Raw genomic sequence first — 17,303 nt, 5'->3', positions numbered from 1 at the left:
GTTGCCGGGGCGGTGGCGGGGCGGTCTCGTTGCGGTTGGAGTTGCAGTCGACGCCGCCCCGCGCGCACGCCACCGCGCACGAAGCCCGCCGACGGCTTCAACCGATGAACGCGGGCGAATCGATTGGCCCGGTCACGCAGTATTGAACGGAAGGGAATCCCATGCTCGAACTCATTTCTTCGCATGCTTGCCACTGCGGCGAGCAACGCTTCTATCGCCACGATTCGAAGGCGATCGGCCTGCCGATGAAGTTCTCGGTGTACCTGCCGCGCCAGGCGTCGCACGGCCGCGTGCCGGCGCTGTTCTACCTCGCCGGGCTCACGTGCACCGACGAGACCTTCGCGATCAAGGCCGGCGCGCAGCAGTACGCGGCCCAGTACGGGCTGGCGCTCGTGATGCCCGATACGAGCCCGCGCGGCGCAGGCGTGCCGGGCGAGACCGACGCGTGGGATTTCGGCGTCGGCGCGGGCTTCTACGTCGATGCGACGCAGGCGCCGTGGTCGACCCATTACCGGATGGAGTCGTACGTGACCGACGAGCTGCGCGCGCTGGTCGCGGCCGAGCTGCCGATCGACGGCACGCGGCTCGGGATCTTCGGCCATTCGATGGGCGGTCACGGCGCGCTGACGCTCGCGCTGCGTCATCCGGGCCTGTACCGGTCGGTGTCGGCGTTCGCGCCGATCGCCGCGCCGTCGCGTTGCCCGTGGGGCGAGAAGGCGTTCACCGGCTATCTCGGCGCCGATCGCGAAGCGTGGAAGCAGCATGACGCGAGCGAACTGGTCGCGCGCGCGGATGCGCCGAAGTTCGACGAAGGCATCCTGATCGATCAGGGGCTGGCCGATCAGTTCCTCGCGAACCAGCTGAACCCCGACGTGTTCGAAGCCGCGTGCGCGAAGGCCGGTCAGCCGCTGACGCTGCGCCGCCATCCCGGCTACGATCACGGTTACTACTTCATCTCGACGTTCATCGCCGATCACATCGCGCATCATGCGCGCGTGCTGAATCCGTGAGCTTCGTCCCCGCTGCGTGACCTGCGGCGCGCGCCGCACGTCGCGCGCGCATGCCGCATAAGAAAACGCCGGCATGCGCGACGGCAAGCCGGCGTTGCGCGCCTCGTCGCGCGACGCTCAATGCCGTCGCAGCAGGCTCGCGCCGTACACGAGCGCGGACAGCGCCGTGATCCAGAAGCTCGTCGGCCAGTCGGTGTAATACGCGAGCGCGATGCCGACCCACGCTTCGAACAGCGCGAACAGCGCGGCGAGCAGCACGCCGGTCGACAGCCGCGTCGACAGGTTCTGCGCGGCCGCCGCCGGCCCGACCAGCAGCGTGAACACCAGCAGCACGCCGACGATCTGCGTCGCCGCGGCCACCGCCAGCGCACAGACCGCGAGGAACAGCACCGACACCGTGCGCAGCGATACGCCCTTCGCTTCGGCGAGTTCCGGCTGCAGCGACGCGAACAGCAACGGCCGCGCGATCAGCGCCAGCGCGACGAGGCTCACCGCGCCGATGCCGGCGAGCGCCGCGAGCGTGTCGCGGCTGACCGCCAGCACGTTGCCGAACAGCAGCGCGGTGACCTGCGTCGCGAACGACGTGTAGAAATGCAGGAACAGCAAGCCGAAGCCGAGCGCACCCGACAGGATCACGCCGATCGCGACGTCGCGGCCCGCGAGCCGTTCGCCGAGCGCGCCCATCCCGATGCCGGCCGCGAGCGTGAAGCCGACCATTCCCCAGATCGGCGAAATGCCGAGCAGCACCGCGCCGGTCGCGCCGGTGAAGCCGACGTGCGACAGCGCGTGGCCCGCGAAGGTTTGTCCGCGCAGCACGAGGAAGTAGCCGACGATGCCCGCGAGCACCGCGACGATCCCCGCCGCGGCGAACGCGTTGATCATGAAATCGTATTCAAACATCGTGCGAATGCCCGGGATGAGCGTGTCCGTGGTGTTGATGAGCATGTGCGCCGCCGCCGTGCGCGTGGCCATCGTCGTGCTCGTGTTCATGGTCGTGCTTTTCGATCTCGACGTCGCCCGACATCACGAAGATCTTGCCGTTCACGCGCATCACGTCGATCGGCGAACCGTACAGGCGCGACAGCACCGGCTTCGTGATCACCTCGTCGACGGTGCCGAGCGCCGCGACGCCGTTGCCGAGATACAGCACGCGGTCGAGCGCGTTCAGCAGCGGATTCAGTTCGTGCGCGGAGAACAGCACGGTGATGCCGAGCTCGCGCTGCACGTTGCGCACCAGTTCGACGACGCCGCGCTGATGGTTCGGGTCGAGGCTGATCAGCGGCTCGTCGAGCAGCAGCAGCTTCGGATTGCCGAGCAGGCATTGCGCGAGCAGCAGCCGCTGCCGCTCGCCGCCCGACAGCTCGGACAGCGGCCGGCGCGCGAGCGTGGTCGCGCCGACCAGCTCGAGCACGCGGTCGACGTCGCGCCGCGTCGCGGCGCTGGTATGCGGCAGCCCCCAGCGGTGGCCGTCGGCGGCCATCGCGACGAAGTCGTAGCCGCGCATCCGGCGATTCGCGAGGCCGCTCCTGATCTGCGGCATGTAGCCGATCGACGCGTTGCCGCGCGCGAGCGCCACGCCGCCGACCGACAGCGTGCCGCCGCTGAGCGGCACGAGGCCGAGCACCGCGCGCATCAGCGTCGTCTTGCCCGCGCCGTTCGGGCCGAGCACGCCGACGAATTCGCCGGGTTCGATCGAGAAGCTGACGTCGCGCAGGATCGTGCGTCCGCCGAGTTCGAGCGTGACGCCCTCGAGTGCGAGTGCGGGGGGAGTGGCGTTCATGGCGTGATCGCGATCATTGCTTGCCGGCGGCCAGCGCGGCCGCGAGCGCATCGAGCTGGCCGGCCATCCATTGCTGGAACGTCTTGCCGGCCGGCTGCGTCTCGGTGACGCTCACGGTCGGCACGCCGCCGTCGCGCGCGAGCTTGAGCAGGCGCTTGGTCATCGGCGCTTCGGCCTGGCTGTTGTAGATCAGCACGCGCACCTGCCGCTTGCGCAGGTCGTTCTCGAACGCGGCCACGTCCTGCGCGCTCGCCTCGGTGTCGTTCATCGTCGCGAGCTGGAAGCGCTGGTTGCGCATGTCGAGGCCGATCGCATCCGACATGTAGCCGAACACCGGCTCGGTGGCCGTCACCGGCACGCCGTGGTACTGCGCGCGCAGCGCGGCGACCTTCGCGTCGATCGGCTGCAGCGACGCGACGAACTTCTGCAGGTTCGCGTCGTAGTCCGCCTTGTGCGCCGGATCGGCGCGGCCGAGCTCGGCCGCGAGCGCACGCGCGGCGGCCGGCATCGTCGCCGGCGCGTACCACAGGTGCGGGTTGTCGCCGGCCTTCTTGCCGACCAGATCGGCGACGACGATCGTCGCGCGCCGCGCCTGCGTCGAAGCACCGAGCAGCTTGGCCATCCACGGATCGTAGTTCGCGCCGTTGTAGATGACGATCTGCGCGTGCTGCAGCGCGCGCGCCGTCTTCGGGCTCGCTTCGAACAGGTGCGGATCCTGGTCGGGATTGCTGAGGATGCTCGTGACCGCGACGTGGCGGCCGCCGATCTGCGACGCGACGTCGCCATAGAAATTTTCGGCGGCGACGACGTTGACGGTCGCGCTCTGTGCGAGCGCGGGCGTGGCGATCGACAGCGCGGCGGCGGCCACACCGAGCAGACGGACAAGCGACCGGGCGCGCCGCGGCGCGCGCTTCAGGGCAATGAACATGGAACTCCTCGTAGGAAGGGGCGGCGCTGCACGCCGCCCGATGCGGGATCAGCGTGACGCGGGCTTGCCCTTGCAGTGCCCGCACAGGCCGTTCAGCTCGACGACCTGGTGATGGACTTCGAAACCGTGCGCCGGCGCGCTCGCGGACAGCTGCTTCGCGAGGTCGCTGCCCGGAATTTCGACGGTTTCGCCGCAGGAATCGCAGATCAGGAACTGGCCTTCGTGCGGCACGCCGATCTCGCAGCACGCGAAGAACGCGTTCTTCGATTCGATCCGGTGGATGAAGCCGTGCTCGACGAGGAAATCCAGCGCGCGATAGACGGTGGTCGGCGGGACGCGGCCGCGCTGCGGCTCGAGCTCCGCGAGCAGGTCGTACGCGCCGATCGGCCGCTGCGCGGCCAGCACGCGTTCGTAGACCTGACGGCGCAGCGGCGTCCACGCGAGCCCGTGCTCGGCGGCGAATGCGTCGGCCCGGGACAGGCGGGCGTCGATGGGCGTTGAGGTAGCCATGGCAGCAAGCAGGCAAGGTGACGGAGTACCGCGATGATATAACGTATCTCGCCGGTTTGCACCGCTCTTGCGGCGTCGCCGATGCGCGCCGCCGCACGCGCCCCGCCTCAGCCGCGCTGCACCGAACCCGCGCGCCTTTGCCGGACGGGCATGGACGGCCGCCGCCGCGCATCGGCGTGCCGCAGCGCATCATCGAAAGCCGCCGCGTCGCCTTGACAGCGCGAATCGCGTATCCGATCATTCGACCACAAACAGAGCAATTGATCGGCTGGCGAGCGTTCGCTCACCTCGCGGCCTTCATGCAGCAGAACGAACCGGAGACACCCAGTGAGACTGGAACAGAAGGTCGCGATCCTGACGGGCGCGGCAAGCGGCATCGGCGAGGCGGTCGCGCAACGCTATCTGGACGAGGGCGCGCGCTGCGTGCTGGTGGATCTGAAGCCGGCCAGCGGCTCGCTCGCGCGGCTGATCGAAGCGCATCCGGGCCGCGCGGCGGCGGTCACGGCGGACGTCACGCGGCGTGACGACATCGAGCGCATCGTCGCCACCGCGGTGGAGCGCTTCGGCGGCGTCGACATCCTGTTCAACAACGCGGCGCTGTTCGACATGCGTCCGCTCCTCGACGAATCGTGGGACGTGTTCGACCGGCTGTTCGCGGTCAACGTGAAAGGGCTGTTCTTCCTGATGCAGGCCGTCGCGCAGCGGATGGTCGAGCAGGGCCGCGGCGGCAAGATCATCAACATGTCGTCGCAGGCCGGGCGTCGCGGCGAGGCGCTCGTGTCGCACTACTGCGCGACCAAGGCGGCCGTGATCAGCTATACGCAATCGGCCGCGCTCGCGCTCGCGCCGCACCGGATCAACGTGAACGGCATCGCGCCGGGCGTGGTCGACACGCCGATGTGGGAGCAGGTCGACGCGCTCTTCGCACGCTACGAAAACCGCCCGCTCGGCGAGAAGAAGCGGCTCGTCGGCGAAGCGGTGCCGCTCGGCCGCATGGGCGTGCCGGGCGACCTGACGGGCGCCGCGCTGTTCCTCGCGTCGGCCGACGCCGACTACATCACCGCCCAGACGCTGAACGTCGACGGCGGCAACTGGATGAGCTGACATGCCGCCGCTCGCACGCGCCAGCCTGACGCCGCCGCCGCACGCGGCCGCCGTCGCACGAGGGCCTGCATGATGGCCGAGATCGTGATCGTCGGCGAACTGCTCGCCGAATTCGTCGCGCTCGAACGCGGTCAGGGCTTCGACGCACCGGGCCTGTTCGCCGGCCCGTTCCCGAGCGGCGCGCCGGCGATCTTCGCCGACCAGGCCGCGCGGCTCGGCGCTCGCGTCGCCTATGCGGGCTGCGTCGGGCGCGACGCGTTCGGCGATGCGATCGTCGCGCGGCTCGAGCGCGACGGCGTCGACGTCGCGCGCATCCGCCGCGTCGAGCGCCCGACCGGCACCGCGTTCGTCGCGTATCGGGACGACGGCTCGCGCAGCTTCGTGTTCAATCTGGCGACCAGCGCGGCCGCCTGCATCGACGCCGGCGACGTCGATGCCGCGATGTTCGACGGCTGCCGCTACTTCCACGTGATGGGCTCGTCGCTGACGAGCGAGGCGGCGATCGCGGCGGTGCAGCGCGGCGTGATCGAGGCGGCGCGCGCGGGCGCGAAGGTGTCGTTCGATCCGAACGTGCGGCCCGAGATGCTGAGCTTCCCGCCGCTGCGCGCGGCGCTCGACGCGATGCTCGCCGCCTGCCATCTGTTCCTGCCGAGCGACGCCGATCTGCCGTTCTTCTGCGGGCCGCAGCCGGCCGAGCGCGCGATCGCCGGGCTGCTCGCCACGCATCCGCTGCTCGAGCGCGTCGTGCTCAAGCGCGGCGCGGCCGGCAGCGCCGCATTCGACCGGACGAGCCGCGTCGACGCGCCCGCGTGGCCCGTCGACGAACTCGATCCGACCGGCGCCGGCGACTGCTTCGGCGGCACGCTGGTCGCGGGCCTCGTCGCCGGCATGCCGACCGACGCCGCGCTGCGCCGCGCCAACGCGGCCGGCGCGATCGCGGTCACGCGGCGCGGCCCGATGGAGGGCAACAGCGACGCGGCCGAGATCGAGCGGTTCCTGACCGAGCGGGGTGTCGCATGCCCGGCCTGACGAGCACGGTCGAGCCGCCGCGCACCGCGCACGCGCACACCGTGCTGCGGATGATCTTCGACGCGAATCGCGGCGGCGCGCAGCGCGGCATCTATTCGGTCTGCAGCGCGCACCGGCTCGTGCTCGAGGCCGCGTGCGAGGCCGCGCGCGCGGACGGCTCGCCGCTGCTGATCGAGGCGACCTGCAACCAGGTGAACCACGTCGGCGGCTATACGGGGATGACGCCGGCCGATTTCCGGCGCGACGTCGACGCGATCGCGCAACGCTGCGGGCTCGCGCCGTCGGCGCTGGTGCTCGGCGGCGATCATCTCGGGCCGAATCCGTGGCGGCACCGCCGCGCGGCCGACGCGATGCGCGAGGCGGCCGCGATGGTCGCCGCGTACGTCGAAGCCGGGTTCGAGAAGATCCACCTCGATGCGAGCATGGCGTGCGCGGACGATCCGGCGCGGCTCGACGATCGCACGATCGCCGCGCGCGCGGCGCAGCTGTGCCGCGCGGCCGAGAGCGCTGCGTCGCGCGCCGGGCTCGCGCCGGTCTACGTGATCGGCACCGAAGTGCCGACGCCCGGCGGCGAAGTGTCGGCCGACGGCGCGGCCATCGCACGCATCGCCGTCACGCGCAGCGACAGCATCGGCGCGACGCTCGATGCGCATCGCAGCGCGTTCGCGGCGGCCGGGCTCGACGACGCATGGACGCGCGTGGTCGCGGTCGTCGCGCAGCCGGGCGTCGACTTCGACGATCGCCACGTGCTCGACTACGACAGCGCGAAGGCCGCGGCGCTCGGCGCGAGCATCCTGCGCGTGCCGCGCCTCGTGTTCGAAGCGCATTCGACCGACTATCAGACCGAGCACGCGCTCGCCGCGCTCGTGCGCGATCATTTCGCGGTGTTGAAGGTCGGCCCCGCGCTGACCTTCGCGCTGCGCGAGGCGCTGTTCGCGCTCAGCTTCATCGAGGACGCGCTGATCGGCGACGTTGCGCTGCGCTCGCGGCTGCGCGACGTGGTCGACGCGGCGATGCGCGCGCAGCCCGAACACTGGGCGCCGTACTACCGCGGCGACGAGGCCGAGCAGCGGCTCGCGCGTCAGTTCGGCTACAGCGACCGGATCCGCTATTACTGGCTGCAGCCGGCCGTCGCGGCGGCGGTCGAGCAGCTGTTCGACAACCTCGCGCGCCAGCCGGTGCCCGAGACGCTCGTCGCGCAGTGGCTGCCGGACGTGTACGCGGCGTGCCGCGCGGGCGTGCTCGCGAAGGCGCCGCGCGCGTGGGTGCGCCACCGGATCCGCGACGTGATCGCGCACTATGCGCGTGCGTGCGGGATGCAGCGGCCGGTGTGACCGGCTGCGAACGAAGCGCAGCACGACGGATACAGCAACACGCACCACCAACGCAACACGCAACACGCAACACGCACCACCGACGACAGTTCGAACAATCACAGGAGACATGCCATGCAACGAAAGACGCTCGATGCCGCCGTACGCTGCTTCGCCGGAGCCGCGCTCGCGACGGCTGCGTGCGCCGCGTGGGCCGGCACGCTGACGATCGCGACGCTGAACAACCCGGACATGATCGAGTTGAAGAAGCTGTCGCCGGCGTTCGAGAAGGCGAACCCGGACATCAAGCTGAACTGGGTGATCCTCGAGGAGAACGTGCTGCGCCAGCGCGCGACCACCGACATCACGACCGGCAGCGGCCAGTTCGACGTGATGGCGATCGGCACCTACGAGACGCCGCAGTGGGGCAAGCGCGGCTGGCTCGCGCCGATGACCGGGCTGCCCGCCGACTACGACCTCAACGACATCGTGAAGACCGCGCGCGACAGCCTGTCGTACAACGGCCAGCTGTACGCGCTGCCGTTCTACGTCGAAAGCTCGATGACGTTCTACCGCAAGGACCTGTTCGCGGCGAAGGGGCTCAAGATGCCCGATCAGCCGACCTACGACCAGGTCGCCGAGTTCGCCGACAAGCTCACCGACAAGTCGAAGGGCATCTACGGGATCTGCCTGCGCGGCAAGGCCGGCTGGGGCGAGAACATGGCGTACGTGTCGACGGTCGTGAACACGTTCGGCGGGCGCTGGTTCGACGAGAACTGGAACGCGCAGCTCACGTCGCCCGAATGGAAGAAGGCGATCGGCTTCTACGTGAACCTGCTGAAGAAGGACGGCCCGCCGGGAGCGAGCTCGAACGGCTTCAACGAAAACCTGACGCTGACCGCGTCGGGCAAGTGCGCGATGTGGATCGACGCGACGGTCGCGGCCGGGATGCTCTACAACAAGCAGCAGTCGCAGGTCGCCGACAAGATCGGCTTCGCGGCCGCGCCGGTCGCCGTCACGCCGAAGGGCTCGCACTGGCTGTGGGCGTGGGCGCTCGCGGTCCCGAAGACGTCGAAGCAGCAGGACGCCGCGCGCAAGTTCATCGCGTGGGCGACGTCGAAGCAGTACATCGAGATGGTCGGCAAGGACGAAGGCTGGGCGTCGGTGCCGCCGGGCACGCGCACGTCGACGTACCAGCGCGCCGAGTACAAGGCCGCCGCGCCGTTCTCGGAGTTCGTGCTGAAGGCGATCGAGACGGCCGACCCGAACGATCCGTCGCTGAAGAAGGTGCCGTACACGGGCGTGCAGTACGTCGGGATCCCTGAATTCCAGTCGTTCGGCACGGTGGTCGGGCAGGCGATCGCCGGTGCGGTCGCCGGGCAGATGTCGGTCGACCAGGCGCTCGCGGCCGGCCAGGCGGCGGCCGACCGCGCGGTGCGCCAGGCCGGCTACCGGAAGTAACGCAGGCCGCTCGCGCCGCGCCGTGGCGCGCACGTCGCGTGCGCCGCGGCCCGGCGCAGCGCAAGCGCGGGCAGGCCTCATCTGCCCGCGCATCAACCGGAGGAATCCGATCATGCGTCATCTACGTCTTCCCCTGAGCCACGCGCCGTCGGTCGGCGACGCGGCGACGCCGCCCGGTGCGCCGCGCCGCGCGCGCGGCGGCGCGAGCTGGCTCGTGTCGCCGTCCGTCGCGGTGCTGCTGCTGTGGATGTCGATCCCGCTCGCGATGACGATCTGGTATTCGTTCTCGCGCTACAACCTGCTGAACCCGGACGTGAAGGGCTTCGCCGGCTTCGACAACTACCGCTTTCTCGCGACCGATCCGTCGTTCCTGCCGGCGATCTGGCACACGCTCGTGCTGATCGGCGCGGTGCTCGCGATCACCGTGGTCGGCGGCGTGCTGATGGCCGTGCTGTTCGACCGCAAGTTCTACGGGCAGGGCGTTGCGCGGCTGCTCGCGATCGCGCCGTTCTTCGTGATGCCGACGGTCGCCGCGCTGATCTGGAAGAACATGATCCTGCATCCGGTGTACGGGCTCGTCGCGAACGCGATGCGCGCGCTCGGGATGACGCCGGTCGACTGGTTCGCCGACTACCCGCTCACCGCGGTGATCGCGATCGTCGCGTGGCAGTGGCTGCCGTTCGCGTTCCTGATCCTGTTCACGGCGATCCAGTCGCTCGACCAGGAGCAGAAGGAAGCCGCGCGCATCGACGGCGCCGGCCCGATCGCGATGTTCTTCTACATCACGCTGCCGCATCTGAAGCGCGCGATCGCGGTGGTCGTGATGATGGAGACCATCTTCCTGCTGTCGATCTTCGCGGAGATCTACACGACGACGGGCGGCGGCCCCGGCAACGCGACCACCAACCTGTCGTACCTGATCTATGCGCTCGGCCTGCAGCAGTTCGACGTCGGCCTCGCGTCCGCGGGCGGGATCATCGCCGTCGTGGTCGCGAACGTCGTGTCGTTCTTCCTGGTGCGGATGCTCGCGCGCAACCTGAAAGGGGAGTACGAGAAATGAGCGACCTGACTTTCGCAAGCCGGCCTGCGCCGGCCCCGTTCGCGCTCGTGCGCCGCGCGCTGCCCGGCGCGCTCGCGTGGCTGATCGCGCTGCTGCTGTTCTTCCCGATCTTCTGGATGGCGATCACCGCGTTCAAGACCGAGCAGCAGGCGTATGCGTCGACGCTGCTGTTCGTGCCGACGCTCGACAGCTTCCGCGAGGTGTTCGCGCGCAGCGACTACTTCGCGTTCGCGTGGAACTCGGTGCTGATCTCGGCCGGCGTCACCGTGATCTCGCTGCTGCTCGCGGTGCCGGCCGCGTATGCGATGGCGTTCTTCCCGAACCGCCGCACGCAGAAGGTGCTGCTGTGGATGCTGTCGACCAAGATGATGCCGTCGGTCGGCGTGCTGGTGCCGATCTATCTGCTGTGGAAGAACGCGGGGCTGCTCGATACCGTGTCGGGCCTCGTGATCGTCTACACGCTGATCAACCTGCCGATCGCCGTGTGGATGACCTTCACGTACTTCAACGAGATCCCGAAGGACATCCTCGAAGCGGGCCGCATCGACGGCGCGTCGACGTGGCAGGAGATCGTCTACCTGCTGATGCCGATGGCGCTGCCGGGCCTCGCGTCGACCGCGCTGCTGCTCGTGATCCTGTCGTGGAACGAGGCGTTCTGGAGCATCAACCTGTCGAGCTCGAACGCGGCGCCGCTCACCGTGTTCATCGCGTCGTATTCGAGCCCCGAGGGCCTGTTCTGGGCGAAGCTGTCGGCCGCTTCGCTGCTCGCGGTCGCGCCGATCCTGATCGTCGGCTGGCTGTCGCAGAAGCAGCTGGTGCGCGGGCTCACGTTCGGGGCCGTCAAATGACGGCGGCCGGCCATGAACCGAGCGTGCTGATCTGCGATTGCGACGGCGTGCTGATCGACAGCGAAGCCGTCGCCGCCGACGTCCTCGTGCGCGAGCTTGAGGCGCGCTGGCCCGGCGTCGACGCGCGGCCGGCCGTGATGCCGCTGCTGGGCCTGCGCATCGAGCGCGTGCTGGCCGGTGCGGCCGGCGCGCTCGGCCGCGCGCTGACGGACGGCGACGTCGAAGCGATCCGGCGCGCGGTCGAAGCGGCGGCCGTCAACGCGCCGATGGTCGACGGCATCGATTCCGCGCTGGCCGAGATCGCGCTGACCACCGCGTGCGCGAGCAACAGCTATCGCGCGTACGTCGAGGCGGCGCTCGCGCGTACCGGGCTCACGCGCTTCTTCGGCGACCGGCTGTTCTGCGCGGACGCGGTCGCGCGGCCGAAGCCCGCGCCCGACGTCTATCTCGCGGCCGCGCGCACGCTCGGCGTCGCGCCCGCGCAATGCCTCGTCGTCGAGGACAGCGCGACGGGCATCACCGCGGCGGCGGCGGCGGGCATGACCGTGCTCGGCTTCGTCGGCGGCGGCCACGCGTCGGCCGCGCAGATCGACGCGCTGCGCGGGATCGGCGCGCGCCACGTATTCGACGACATGCACGAGCTGCCCGGCTACGTCGCGCGCTGGCAGGCGACGGGCGCCGTGCTGCCGAACTAGCAACGATTGCGCGCCGCGGCGAACGCGGCGCATCACGAACGAACGGAGACAGATCATGGCAAGCGTGCACCTGCGCAACATCGCGAAGCGCTACGACGACACCGAAGTGCTGCGCAACGTGAACCTCGACATCGCCGACGGCGAATTCGTCGTGTTCGTCGGGCCGAGCGGCTGCGGCAAATCCACGCTGATGCGGATGATCGCCGGGCTCGAGGACATCTCGAGCGGCGAGCTGCTGATCGACGGCGCGAAGGTCAACGACGTGCCGAGCGCGAAGCGCGGCATCGCGATGGTGTTCCAGTCGTACGCGCTGTATCCGCACATGACGCTGTACGACAACATGGCGTTCGGGCTGAAGCTCGCCGGCGCGAAGAAGCCGGAGATCGACCAGGCCGTGAAGCAGGCCGCGAAGATCCTGCACATCGATCACTTGCTCGACCGCAAGCCGAAGCAGCTGTCGGGCGGCCAGCGGCAGCGCGTCGCGATCGGCCGCGCGATCACGCGCAAGCCGAAGGTGTTCCTGTTCGACGAGCCGTTGTCGAACCTCGACGCCGCGCTGCGCGTGAAGATGCGGCTGGAGTTCGCGCGGCTGCACGACGAGCTGAAGACCACGATGATCTACGTGACGCACGATCAGGTCGAGGCGATGACGCTCGCCGACAAGATCGTCGTGCTGTCGGGCGGCGCGGTGCAGCAGGTCGGCACGCCGAACGAGCTGTATCACGCGCCGTCGAACCAGTTCGTCGCGGGCTTCATCGGCTCGCCGAAGATGAATTTCCTGAAGGGCACGGTCGAGTCGGCCGATGCGGGCGGCGTGCTGGTGCGGTTCGACAGCGGCGCGACGCAGCGCGTCGCCGTCGATGCGGCGGGACTGCAGCGCGGCGCGGCCGTGACGGTCGGCGTGCGGCCCGAGCATCTGCTGGTGGGCGACGCGGCCGACGGCGTGGCAGCGCGGACGATGGCCGTCGAATCGCTCGGCGACGCTGCGTATCTGTATGCGGAGTCGCCGGTCGCGCCGGACGGGCTGATCGCGCGCATTCCGCCGCTCGATACGTACCGCAGCGGCGAGTCGCTGCATCTGCATGCGCAGGCCGGGCATTGCCATCTGTTCGACGAACAGGGGCACGCGTTCCGGCGCCTGGCCGCGCATGCGAAGGCGGCGTGAGCGGGTGCGGGGGCTTGGGGCGGGGCTGTTGGCGAGGTTGTATTGCACGGCGGCGCGCCTAGCAGCAACGATCCGCGACGCACATCGGCCGACGATGCGCACGCATCGCGCAACGACGACGGCCGAGCGCGCGCTCGTTCACCCCATGCTTCGCTAGCGATCGCCTGAAATCACGAAGCGGTCGCGATGGCCGCCGCCCATCACGCGTCGAGCGCCGCCCGCGCGCAGCTCTCGTCGGTGACGAGCCCCGACAGCCAGCCGCCGCGCAGCGCCGCGATCACCGCGTCGCGCTTCTTCGTGCCGCCCGCGAACGCGATCGTCGGGCGCTTCGGCGGCGTGTCGAGCGCGACGCTCGTCACGCGCGCGCTGGTCGACACGTCGACCAGCTTGCCCTGCGCATCGATCGGCACGCCGAGCAGTTCGGCCACCGCGCCGCGCGCGGTCATCTCGTCGCGTTCCTGTTCGGTGATGAAGCCGTCCTCGTAGAGCGGGCAGTGCGGGCCGAGGTTGCCGACGCCGACGAACGCGACGTCGGCCTGCGCCGACAGCGCGTCGACGATCCGGTACAGCCGGTGATTGCACCATTGCGCGCGCTCGGCATCGCTGTCGGCGAACAGCGGCGCCGGCAGCAGGAAGTGTTTGCTGCCAGTCTTCTCGGAGATGTACTGCGCGACGTCGTAGCGGTTCGACGAGCCGTCGGCGGCGATCGCGCCGACCATCGACACGAGCCGGTGCTGCGGCCGGTCGATCTGCGCGATCTGCGCGACGGCCGCCTTCAGCGTGCGGCCGCTGCTGACGGCGATCACCATCGGCCGCGTCTCGTTCAGATACCGCTCCATCACCTGCGCGCCGGCGACCGCGAGCTTGCGGTCGATCGCCTCGGGCGCATCCGCATCGACCGGCACGACTTCGCACATCGTGAGCCCGTAGCGTTTCGACAGCTGCGCGCCGAGGTCCAGGCAGTCGGCGAGCTGGTGATCGACGCGCACGCGGATCAGGTTCTTCTCGACCGCGAACGCGACCAGCCGCTGCGCGACCGGGCGCGACACCTGCAGCTTCTCGGCGATTTCGTTCTGCGTGTCGCCGGCGACGTAGTAGAGCCACGCGGCGCGCGTGGCGAGATCGAGTTTTTCTGAGGACTTGGACACGATAGCGATTCGGTTCGGATCTGGGCAGGCCGTCGGGCGGCGCGGCGGCATCCACTGTAACGCATGCCGGGCGCGCCACCGCGGCGCTCACGCGAGCCGCGCGCGCGACGGCTCGTACAGCGGACGCACGTGGCGATACAGCGCGCGGAACGCGTCGAGGCGCTCGCGCAGCAGCGCATGGCGCGCGGCGTCGGGCGTGTATTCGGCGCGCACCGGCGGCTTGGTCAACACCGTCTGCGGATCGCCGCCGACGGCGAGCCAGCCGAGCCGCGCGGCGCCCAGCGCCGCACCGGTTTCGCCGCCGCCGTGCCGGCGGGTGCGCACGTTCAGCGCGTCGGCGATCAGCTGCGCCCAGAACGCGCTGCGCGCGCCGCCGCCGATCAGCGACAGCCGGTCGGTTTCGACGCCGGCCGCGTGCAGCGCGTCGAGGCCGTCGGCGAGGCCGAGCGTCACGCCTTCGAGCACCGCGTAGCCGAGATGCGCGCGCTCGGTCGCATGCGTCATCCCGAAGAACACGCCTTGCGCATACGGATCGTTGTGCGGCGTCCGTTCGCCGGACAGGTAGGGCAGAAACAGCGGCGCCGTCGCGAGCGCGTCCACGTCGAGCGCCTCGATCTCGGCGAGCAGCGCGGGCTCGTCGGTGCCGGTCAGCTTGCAGACCCAGCGCAGGCAGCTCGCCGCGGACAGCACGACGCTCATCAGTTGCCAGCGGTCGGGGATCGCATGGCAGAACGCGTGCACGGCCGACGCCGGATTCGGCATGAAGCGGTCGCCGACGACGCTCAGCACGCCCGACGTGCCGAGCGACACGAAGCCGTCGCCCGCGTGGATCGCGCCGATGCCGAGCGCGCTGGTCGCGTTGTCGCCACCGCCGCCCGCGACGACGACCGCTTCGGACAGCCCCAGCTCGCGCGCGACGTCCGCGCGCAGCGTGCCCGACGGCGCGTTGCCTTCGACGATGCGCGGCATCTGCGCGCGCGTCATGTCGCAGGCGGCGAGCAGCGCGTCGGACCAGTCGCGGCGCGCGACGTCGAGCCACAGCGTGCCGGCCGCATCCGATGGGTCGGACACCTTCGCGCCGGTCAGACGGAAGCGCAGGTAGTCCTTCGGCATCAGCACGCAGGCCGTCGCGGCGAACACGTCGGGTTCGTGCTTCGCGACCCACAGCAGCTTCGGCGCGGTGAAGCCGGGCATCGCGAGGTTGCCGGCGAGGGTGTGCAGGTCGGGCGCGCGCTCGGTGAGCAGCGCGCATTCGTCGGCGCTGCGCATGTCGTTCCACAGGATCGCGGGGCGCAGCACGCGGTCGTCGCGACCGAGCAGCACCGCGCCGTGCATCTGGCCCGACAGGCCGATCCCGCGCACCTGCGCGAACGCTTCGCGGTGCTGCGCGCGCAGCGCCGCGAGCGCGGCCAGCGTGCCCTGCCACCAGTCGTCGGGATGCTGTTCCGCCCAGCGCGGATGCGGCCGCGACACGCTGAACGGCGTGCCGGCGGTGCCGACCACGGTGCCGTCCGGGGCGAGCAGCAGCACCTTCACTTCCGAGGTGCCGAGGTCGATGCCGAGATACATGAGCGATCCGCTCCGTCAGTGAGGAGCCGCTACTTTAGCCGCACGCATGCGTGCATGCCAACGCAGGTTCGCCCGAATGCGCGGGTGCTGGCGTGCTGCCGCGGGCGACCGCGGCCGAGGCGGCGCGGGGCGCGCTCAGCGCTGCGCGAGCCATGCGTCCACGCGCGCGAGCGCGGTGCGCAACGCGTCGAGCAGCGCCGCGTTGCCGGCGAGCGTGCCCCACAGCGCGCGCGATGCGCACAGGGCGAGCACCGGGTCGTCGGCGGCGACGATCGCGCGCGCGGCGCCTTCGTCCATCACGCCGTCCTGGTAGGCATACGGCAGCCGGCCGCGCGCCCAGCGCTCCAGAAAGCGCAGGAACAGCGCGGGCAGCACCGCGGTGGCGATCGGCGCGGCGCCGCGCGCGAACGATTCGGCGAGCGTCGGCGCGATGAAGCCGGGGATCTTCGAGAAGCCGTCGGCCGCGACGCGCTGGTTGGTGTCGAGCACGTACGGGTTGCCGAAGCGCTCGAGCACGACGTCGCGGTAGCGTTCGAGGTCGAGCGGACTCGGCGTGAGGCACGGGATCACGTCCTGCGTCACGTAGTCGTGCGCGAAGCGGCGGATCCCGGCGTCGTGCGTGCCTTCGTGGATATACGTGTGGCCCGCGAGCGTGCCGGCCCACGCGATGCAGCTGTGGGTCGCGTTCAGGATGCGGATCTTCGCTTCTTCGTACGGGTGCACGTCGTCCACCAGCTCCGCGCCGGCCAGCTCCCAGCGCGGGCGGCCGGCCGCGAAGCGGTCCTCGATCACCCACTGGATGAAGGATTCGGCCATCACGGGGCAGGCGTCGTCGATGCCGGTCGCCGCGCGCACGCGTTCGCGCACGTCCGGGGTCGGGCGCGGCGTGATGCGATCGACCATCGCGCTCGGCGTCGCCACGTGCGCATCGAACCACGCGAGCAGCGCGGTTTCGCCACGCTGCTCGAGGAACGCGCGCATCCCGGCGCGAAAGCGCGCGCCGTTGTTGCGCAGGTTGTCGCAGCTCTGCAGCGTGAGCGGGCCCGCGCCGCGCGCGACGCGTTCGGCCAGCAGCGCGGCGAGCGCGCCGTAGAGCGTCGTGCGCGCGCCTTGCAGATCGGCTGCGAGATCGGCGTTCGCGAGGTCGAGGCGGTTGTGCTCGTCGAGGTAGTAGCCGCCTTCGGTGACCGTGAACGACACGATCCGGCACGCCGGATCGGCGCCGGCATCGATCAGCGCGGCCAGATCGGGCGACCACGGCAGCACGCGCGAGATCGCGCGGATCGTCTCGTACGCGCGCTCGCCTTGCGGCGTGACGGTTTCGAGCGTGTAGGCGCCGTGCTGGGCGGCGAGCGCGTCCATCGTCGCGCGCATGTCGTCGCGGATGTTACCGACGGTCAGCGTCCAGCGCTCGCCGGCCGGCACGGCCGCGTTCACGCGGTGCAGATACCACGCCTGGTGCGCGCGATGGAACGAGCCTGCGCCGATATGCAGCAGCACGGGCGGGTGCTCGGAAGGCGATGCGGTCATCCGGTGTCTCCTGTCGCGATCGGATGCCGGCCTGGCAGGGAAGCCGGCGATCCGCGCTGTCGAATACGATCATTTGCTCTACGTGTGAGCGAATGATCGTATTGGGGCGAGCGAAAGTCAAGGCGGGGACGGGGCATTTCGATGGTGCGGTGC

16 protein-coding genes are annotated in these 17,303 nt (G+C 70.3%); 9 read left to right on the top strand and 7 right to left on the bottom strand.

The features are described from left to right. Window positions 1–161 precede the first annotated feature (161 nt). On the top strand, window positions 162–1,010 hold the full coding sequence (gene fghA, locus C3Y15_RS28995; RefSeq protein WP_069246308.1) for an S-formylglutathione hydrolase: 849 nt from the start codon (window positions 162–164) through the stop codon (window positions 1,008–1,010). Window positions 1,011–1,127: 117 nt separating this feature from the next. Here the strand turns inward: fghA and C3Y15_RS28990 are convergent, their stop codons facing one another. From C3Y15_RS28990 to C3Y15_RS28975, 4 genes are read right to left on the bottom strand one after another with little or no spacing between them, the layout of a single operon-like run. Further along, entirely contained in the window at window positions 1,128–1,910 is a 783-nt protein-coding gene (locus tag C3Y15_RS28990; protein ID WP_014723551.1) for a metal ABC transporter permease, read from the bottom strand. Next, entirely contained in the window at window positions 1,903–2,790 is an 888-nt protein-coding gene (locus C3Y15_RS28985; RefSeq protein WP_014723550.1) for an ABC transporter ATP-binding protein, read from the bottom strand. The genes C3Y15_RS28990 and C3Y15_RS28985 overlap by 8 nt, the downstream gene beginning before the upstream one ends. Window positions 2,791–2,803: 13 nt before the next feature. Continuing rightward, entirely contained in the window at window positions 2,804–3,718 is a 915-nt protein-coding gene (locus C3Y15_RS28980; RefSeq protein ID WP_011885881.1) for a zinc ABC transporter substrate-binding protein, read from the bottom strand. A gap of 48 nt (window positions 3,719–3,766) precedes the next feature. Continuing rightward, window positions 3,767–4,228 carry a Fur family transcriptional regulator gene (locus C3Y15_RS28975; RefSeq protein WP_011885880.1) on the bottom strand — a complete coding sequence of 154 codons (462 nt, stop codon included), beginning with the start codon at window positions 4,226–4,228 and terminating at the stop codon, window positions 3,767–3,769. 327 nt (window positions 4,229–4,555) lie between these two features. Between C3Y15_RS28975 and C3Y15_RS28970 the strand changes: the two genes are divergently transcribed. The 8 genes from C3Y15_RS28970 (at window position 4,556) to ugpC (ending at window position 12,903) form a co-directional block, all read left to right on the top strand. Beyond that, window positions 4,556–5,332, top strand: coding sequence for an L-iditol 2-dehydrogenase (locus C3Y15_RS28970; protein ID WP_011885879.1), 777 nt, complete (start codon window positions 4,556–4,558; stop codon window positions 5,330–5,332). A 72-nt stretch (window positions 5,333–5,404) separates the two neighbouring features. Next, window positions 5,405–6,361 (top strand): sugar kinase, encoded by a 957-nt coding sequence (locus C3Y15_RS28965; RefSeq protein WP_059463158.1) that lies wholly within the window; start codon window positions 5,405–5,407, stop codon window positions 6,359–6,361. After that, a complete protein-coding gene (locus C3Y15_RS28960) occupies window positions 6,349–7,695 on the top strand; it encodes a D-tagatose-bisphosphate aldolase, class II, non-catalytic subunit (RefSeq protein WP_046429506.1) in 1,347 nt (448 codons plus the stop codon). The genes C3Y15_RS28965 and C3Y15_RS28960 overlap by 13 nt, the downstream gene beginning before the upstream one ends. 114 nt (window positions 7,696–7,809) lie before the next feature. Next, window positions 7,810–9,135 (top strand): sugar ABC transporter substrate-binding protein, encoded by a 1,326-nt coding sequence (locus tag C3Y15_RS28955; protein ID WP_011885876.1) that lies wholly within the window; start codon window positions 7,810–7,812, stop codon window positions 9,133–9,135. Between the two features lie 112 nt (window positions 9,136–9,247). Further along, entirely contained in the window at window positions 9,248–10,195 is a 948-nt protein-coding gene (locus tag C3Y15_RS28950) for a sugar ABC transporter permease (protein WP_041493882.1), read from the top strand. After that, complete coding sequence (locus tag C3Y15_RS28945) at window positions 10,192–11,043, top strand: carbohydrate ABC transporter permease (protein ID WP_014723543.1); 852 nt, start codon at window positions 10,192–10,194, stop codon at window positions 11,041–11,043. Before C3Y15_RS28950 ends, C3Y15_RS28945 begins: the two co-directional genes overlap by 4 nt. After that, complete coding sequence (locus C3Y15_RS28940) at window positions 11,040–11,738, top strand: HAD family phosphatase (RefSeq protein ID WP_059460491.1); 699 nt, start codon at window positions 11,040–11,042, stop codon at window positions 11,736–11,738. Before C3Y15_RS28945 ends, C3Y15_RS28940 begins: the two co-directional genes overlap by 4 nt. Window positions 11,739–11,793: 55 nt before the next feature. Then, on the top strand, window positions 11,794–12,903 hold the full coding sequence (ugpC, locus tag C3Y15_RS28935) for a sn-glycerol-3-phosphate ABC transporter ATP-binding protein UgpC (RefSeq protein ID WP_045578833.1): 1,110 nt from the start codon (window positions 11,794–11,796) through the stop codon (window positions 12,901–12,903). Between the two features lie 200 nt (window positions 12,904–13,103). Here the strand turns inward: ugpC and C3Y15_RS28930 are convergent, their stop codons facing one another. The 3 genes from C3Y15_RS28930 to dalD all read right to left on the bottom strand — a co-directional run bounded on the left by C3Y15_RS28930 (window position 13,104) and on the right by dalD (window position 17,150). Continuing rightward, complete coding sequence (locus tag C3Y15_RS28930; RefSeq protein ID WP_174479786.1) at window positions 13,104–14,102, bottom strand: sugar-binding transcriptional regulator; 999 nt, start codon at window positions 14,100–14,102, stop codon at window positions 13,104–13,106. Window positions 14,103–14,138: 36 nt separating this feature from the next. Then, window positions 14,139–15,620, bottom strand: coding sequence for a xylulokinase (gene xylB, locus C3Y15_RS28925; RefSeq protein WP_124260305.1), 1,482 nt, complete (start codon window positions 15,618–15,620; stop codon window positions 14,139–14,141). Between the two features lie 135 nt (window positions 15,621–15,755). Next, complete coding sequence (gene dalD, locus C3Y15_RS28920; RefSeq protein ID WP_059740953.1) at window positions 15,756–17,150, bottom strand: D-arabinitol 4-dehydrogenase; 1,395 nt, start codon at window positions 17,148–17,150, stop codon at window positions 15,756–15,758. Between the last annotated feature and the right edge of the window lie 153 nt (window positions 17,151–17,303).

It is taken from the genome of Burkholderia sp. B10 (assembly GCF_004368385.1).
GTDB classification, from domain to species: domain Bacteria; phylum Pseudomonadota; class Gammaproteobacteria; order Burkholderiales; family Burkholderiaceae; genus Burkholderia; species Burkholderia vietnamiensis.
The sequence above is the reverse complement of the archived record's forward strand: the minus strand, read 5'-3'. Positions and strand labels throughout refer to the sequence as shown.

Excerpts from the sequence above, each read along its gene's own strand:
- C3Y15_RS28940 (WP_059460491.1), top strand. The coding sequence starts at position 11,040 with ATGACGGCGGCCGGCCATGAACCGAGCGTGCTGATCTGCGATTGCGAC.
- C3Y15_RS28955 (WP_011885876.1), top strand. The coding sequence starts at position 7,810 with ATGCAACGAAAGACGCTCGATGCCGCCGTACGCTGCTTCGCCGGAGCC.
- C3Y15_RS28960 (WP_046429506.1), top strand. The coding sequence starts at position 6,349 with ATGCCCGGCCTGACGAGCACGGTCGAGCCGCCGCGCACCGCGCACGCG.
- C3Y15_RS28985 (WP_014723550.1), bottom strand. The coding sequence starts at position 2,790 with ATGAACGCCACTCCCCCCGCACTCGCACTCGAGGGCGTCACGCTCGAA.
- C3Y15_RS28950 (WP_041493882.1), top strand. The coding sequence starts at position 9,248 with ATGCGTCATCTACGTCTTCCCCTGAGCCACGCGCCGTCGGTCGGCGAC.
- C3Y15_RS28975 (WP_011885880.1), bottom strand. The coding sequence starts at position 4,228 with ATGGCTACCTCAACGCCCATCGACGCCCGCCTGTCCCGGGCCGACGCA.
- C3Y15_RS28930 (WP_174479786.1), bottom strand. The coding sequence starts at position 14,102 with ATGCCGCCGCGCCGCCCGACGGCCTGCCCAGATCCGAACCGAATCGCT.
- C3Y15_RS28990 (WP_014723551.1), bottom strand. The coding sequence starts at position 1,910 with ATGTTTGAATACGATTTCATGATCAACGCGTTCGCCGCGGCGGGGATC.
- C3Y15_RS28980 (WP_011885881.1), bottom strand. The coding sequence starts at position 3,718 with ATGTTCATTGCCCTGAAGCGCGCGCCGCGGCGCGCCCGGTCGCTTGTC.
- xylB (WP_124260305.1), bottom strand. The coding sequence starts at position 15,620 with ATGTATCTCGGCATCGACCTCGGCACCTCGGAAGTGAAGGTGCTGCTG.
- C3Y15_RS28965 (WP_059463158.1), top strand. The coding sequence starts at position 5,405 with ATGGCCGAGATCGTGATCGTCGGCGAACTGCTCGCCGAATTCGTCGCG.
- C3Y15_RS28945 (WP_014723543.1), top strand. The coding sequence starts at position 10,192 with ATGAGCGACCTGACTTTCGCAAGCCGGCCTGCGCCGGCCCCGTTCGCG.
- ugpC (WP_045578833.1), top strand. The coding sequence starts at position 11,794 with ATGGCAAGCGTGCACCTGCGCAACATCGCGAAGCGCTACGACGACACC.
- fghA (WP_069246308.1), top strand. The coding sequence starts at position 162 with ATGCTCGAACTCATTTCTTCGCATGCTTGCCACTGCGGCGAGCAACGC.
- dalD (WP_059740953.1), bottom strand. The coding sequence starts at position 17,150 with ATGACCGCATCGCCTTCCGAGCACCCGCCCGTGCTGCTGCATATCGGC.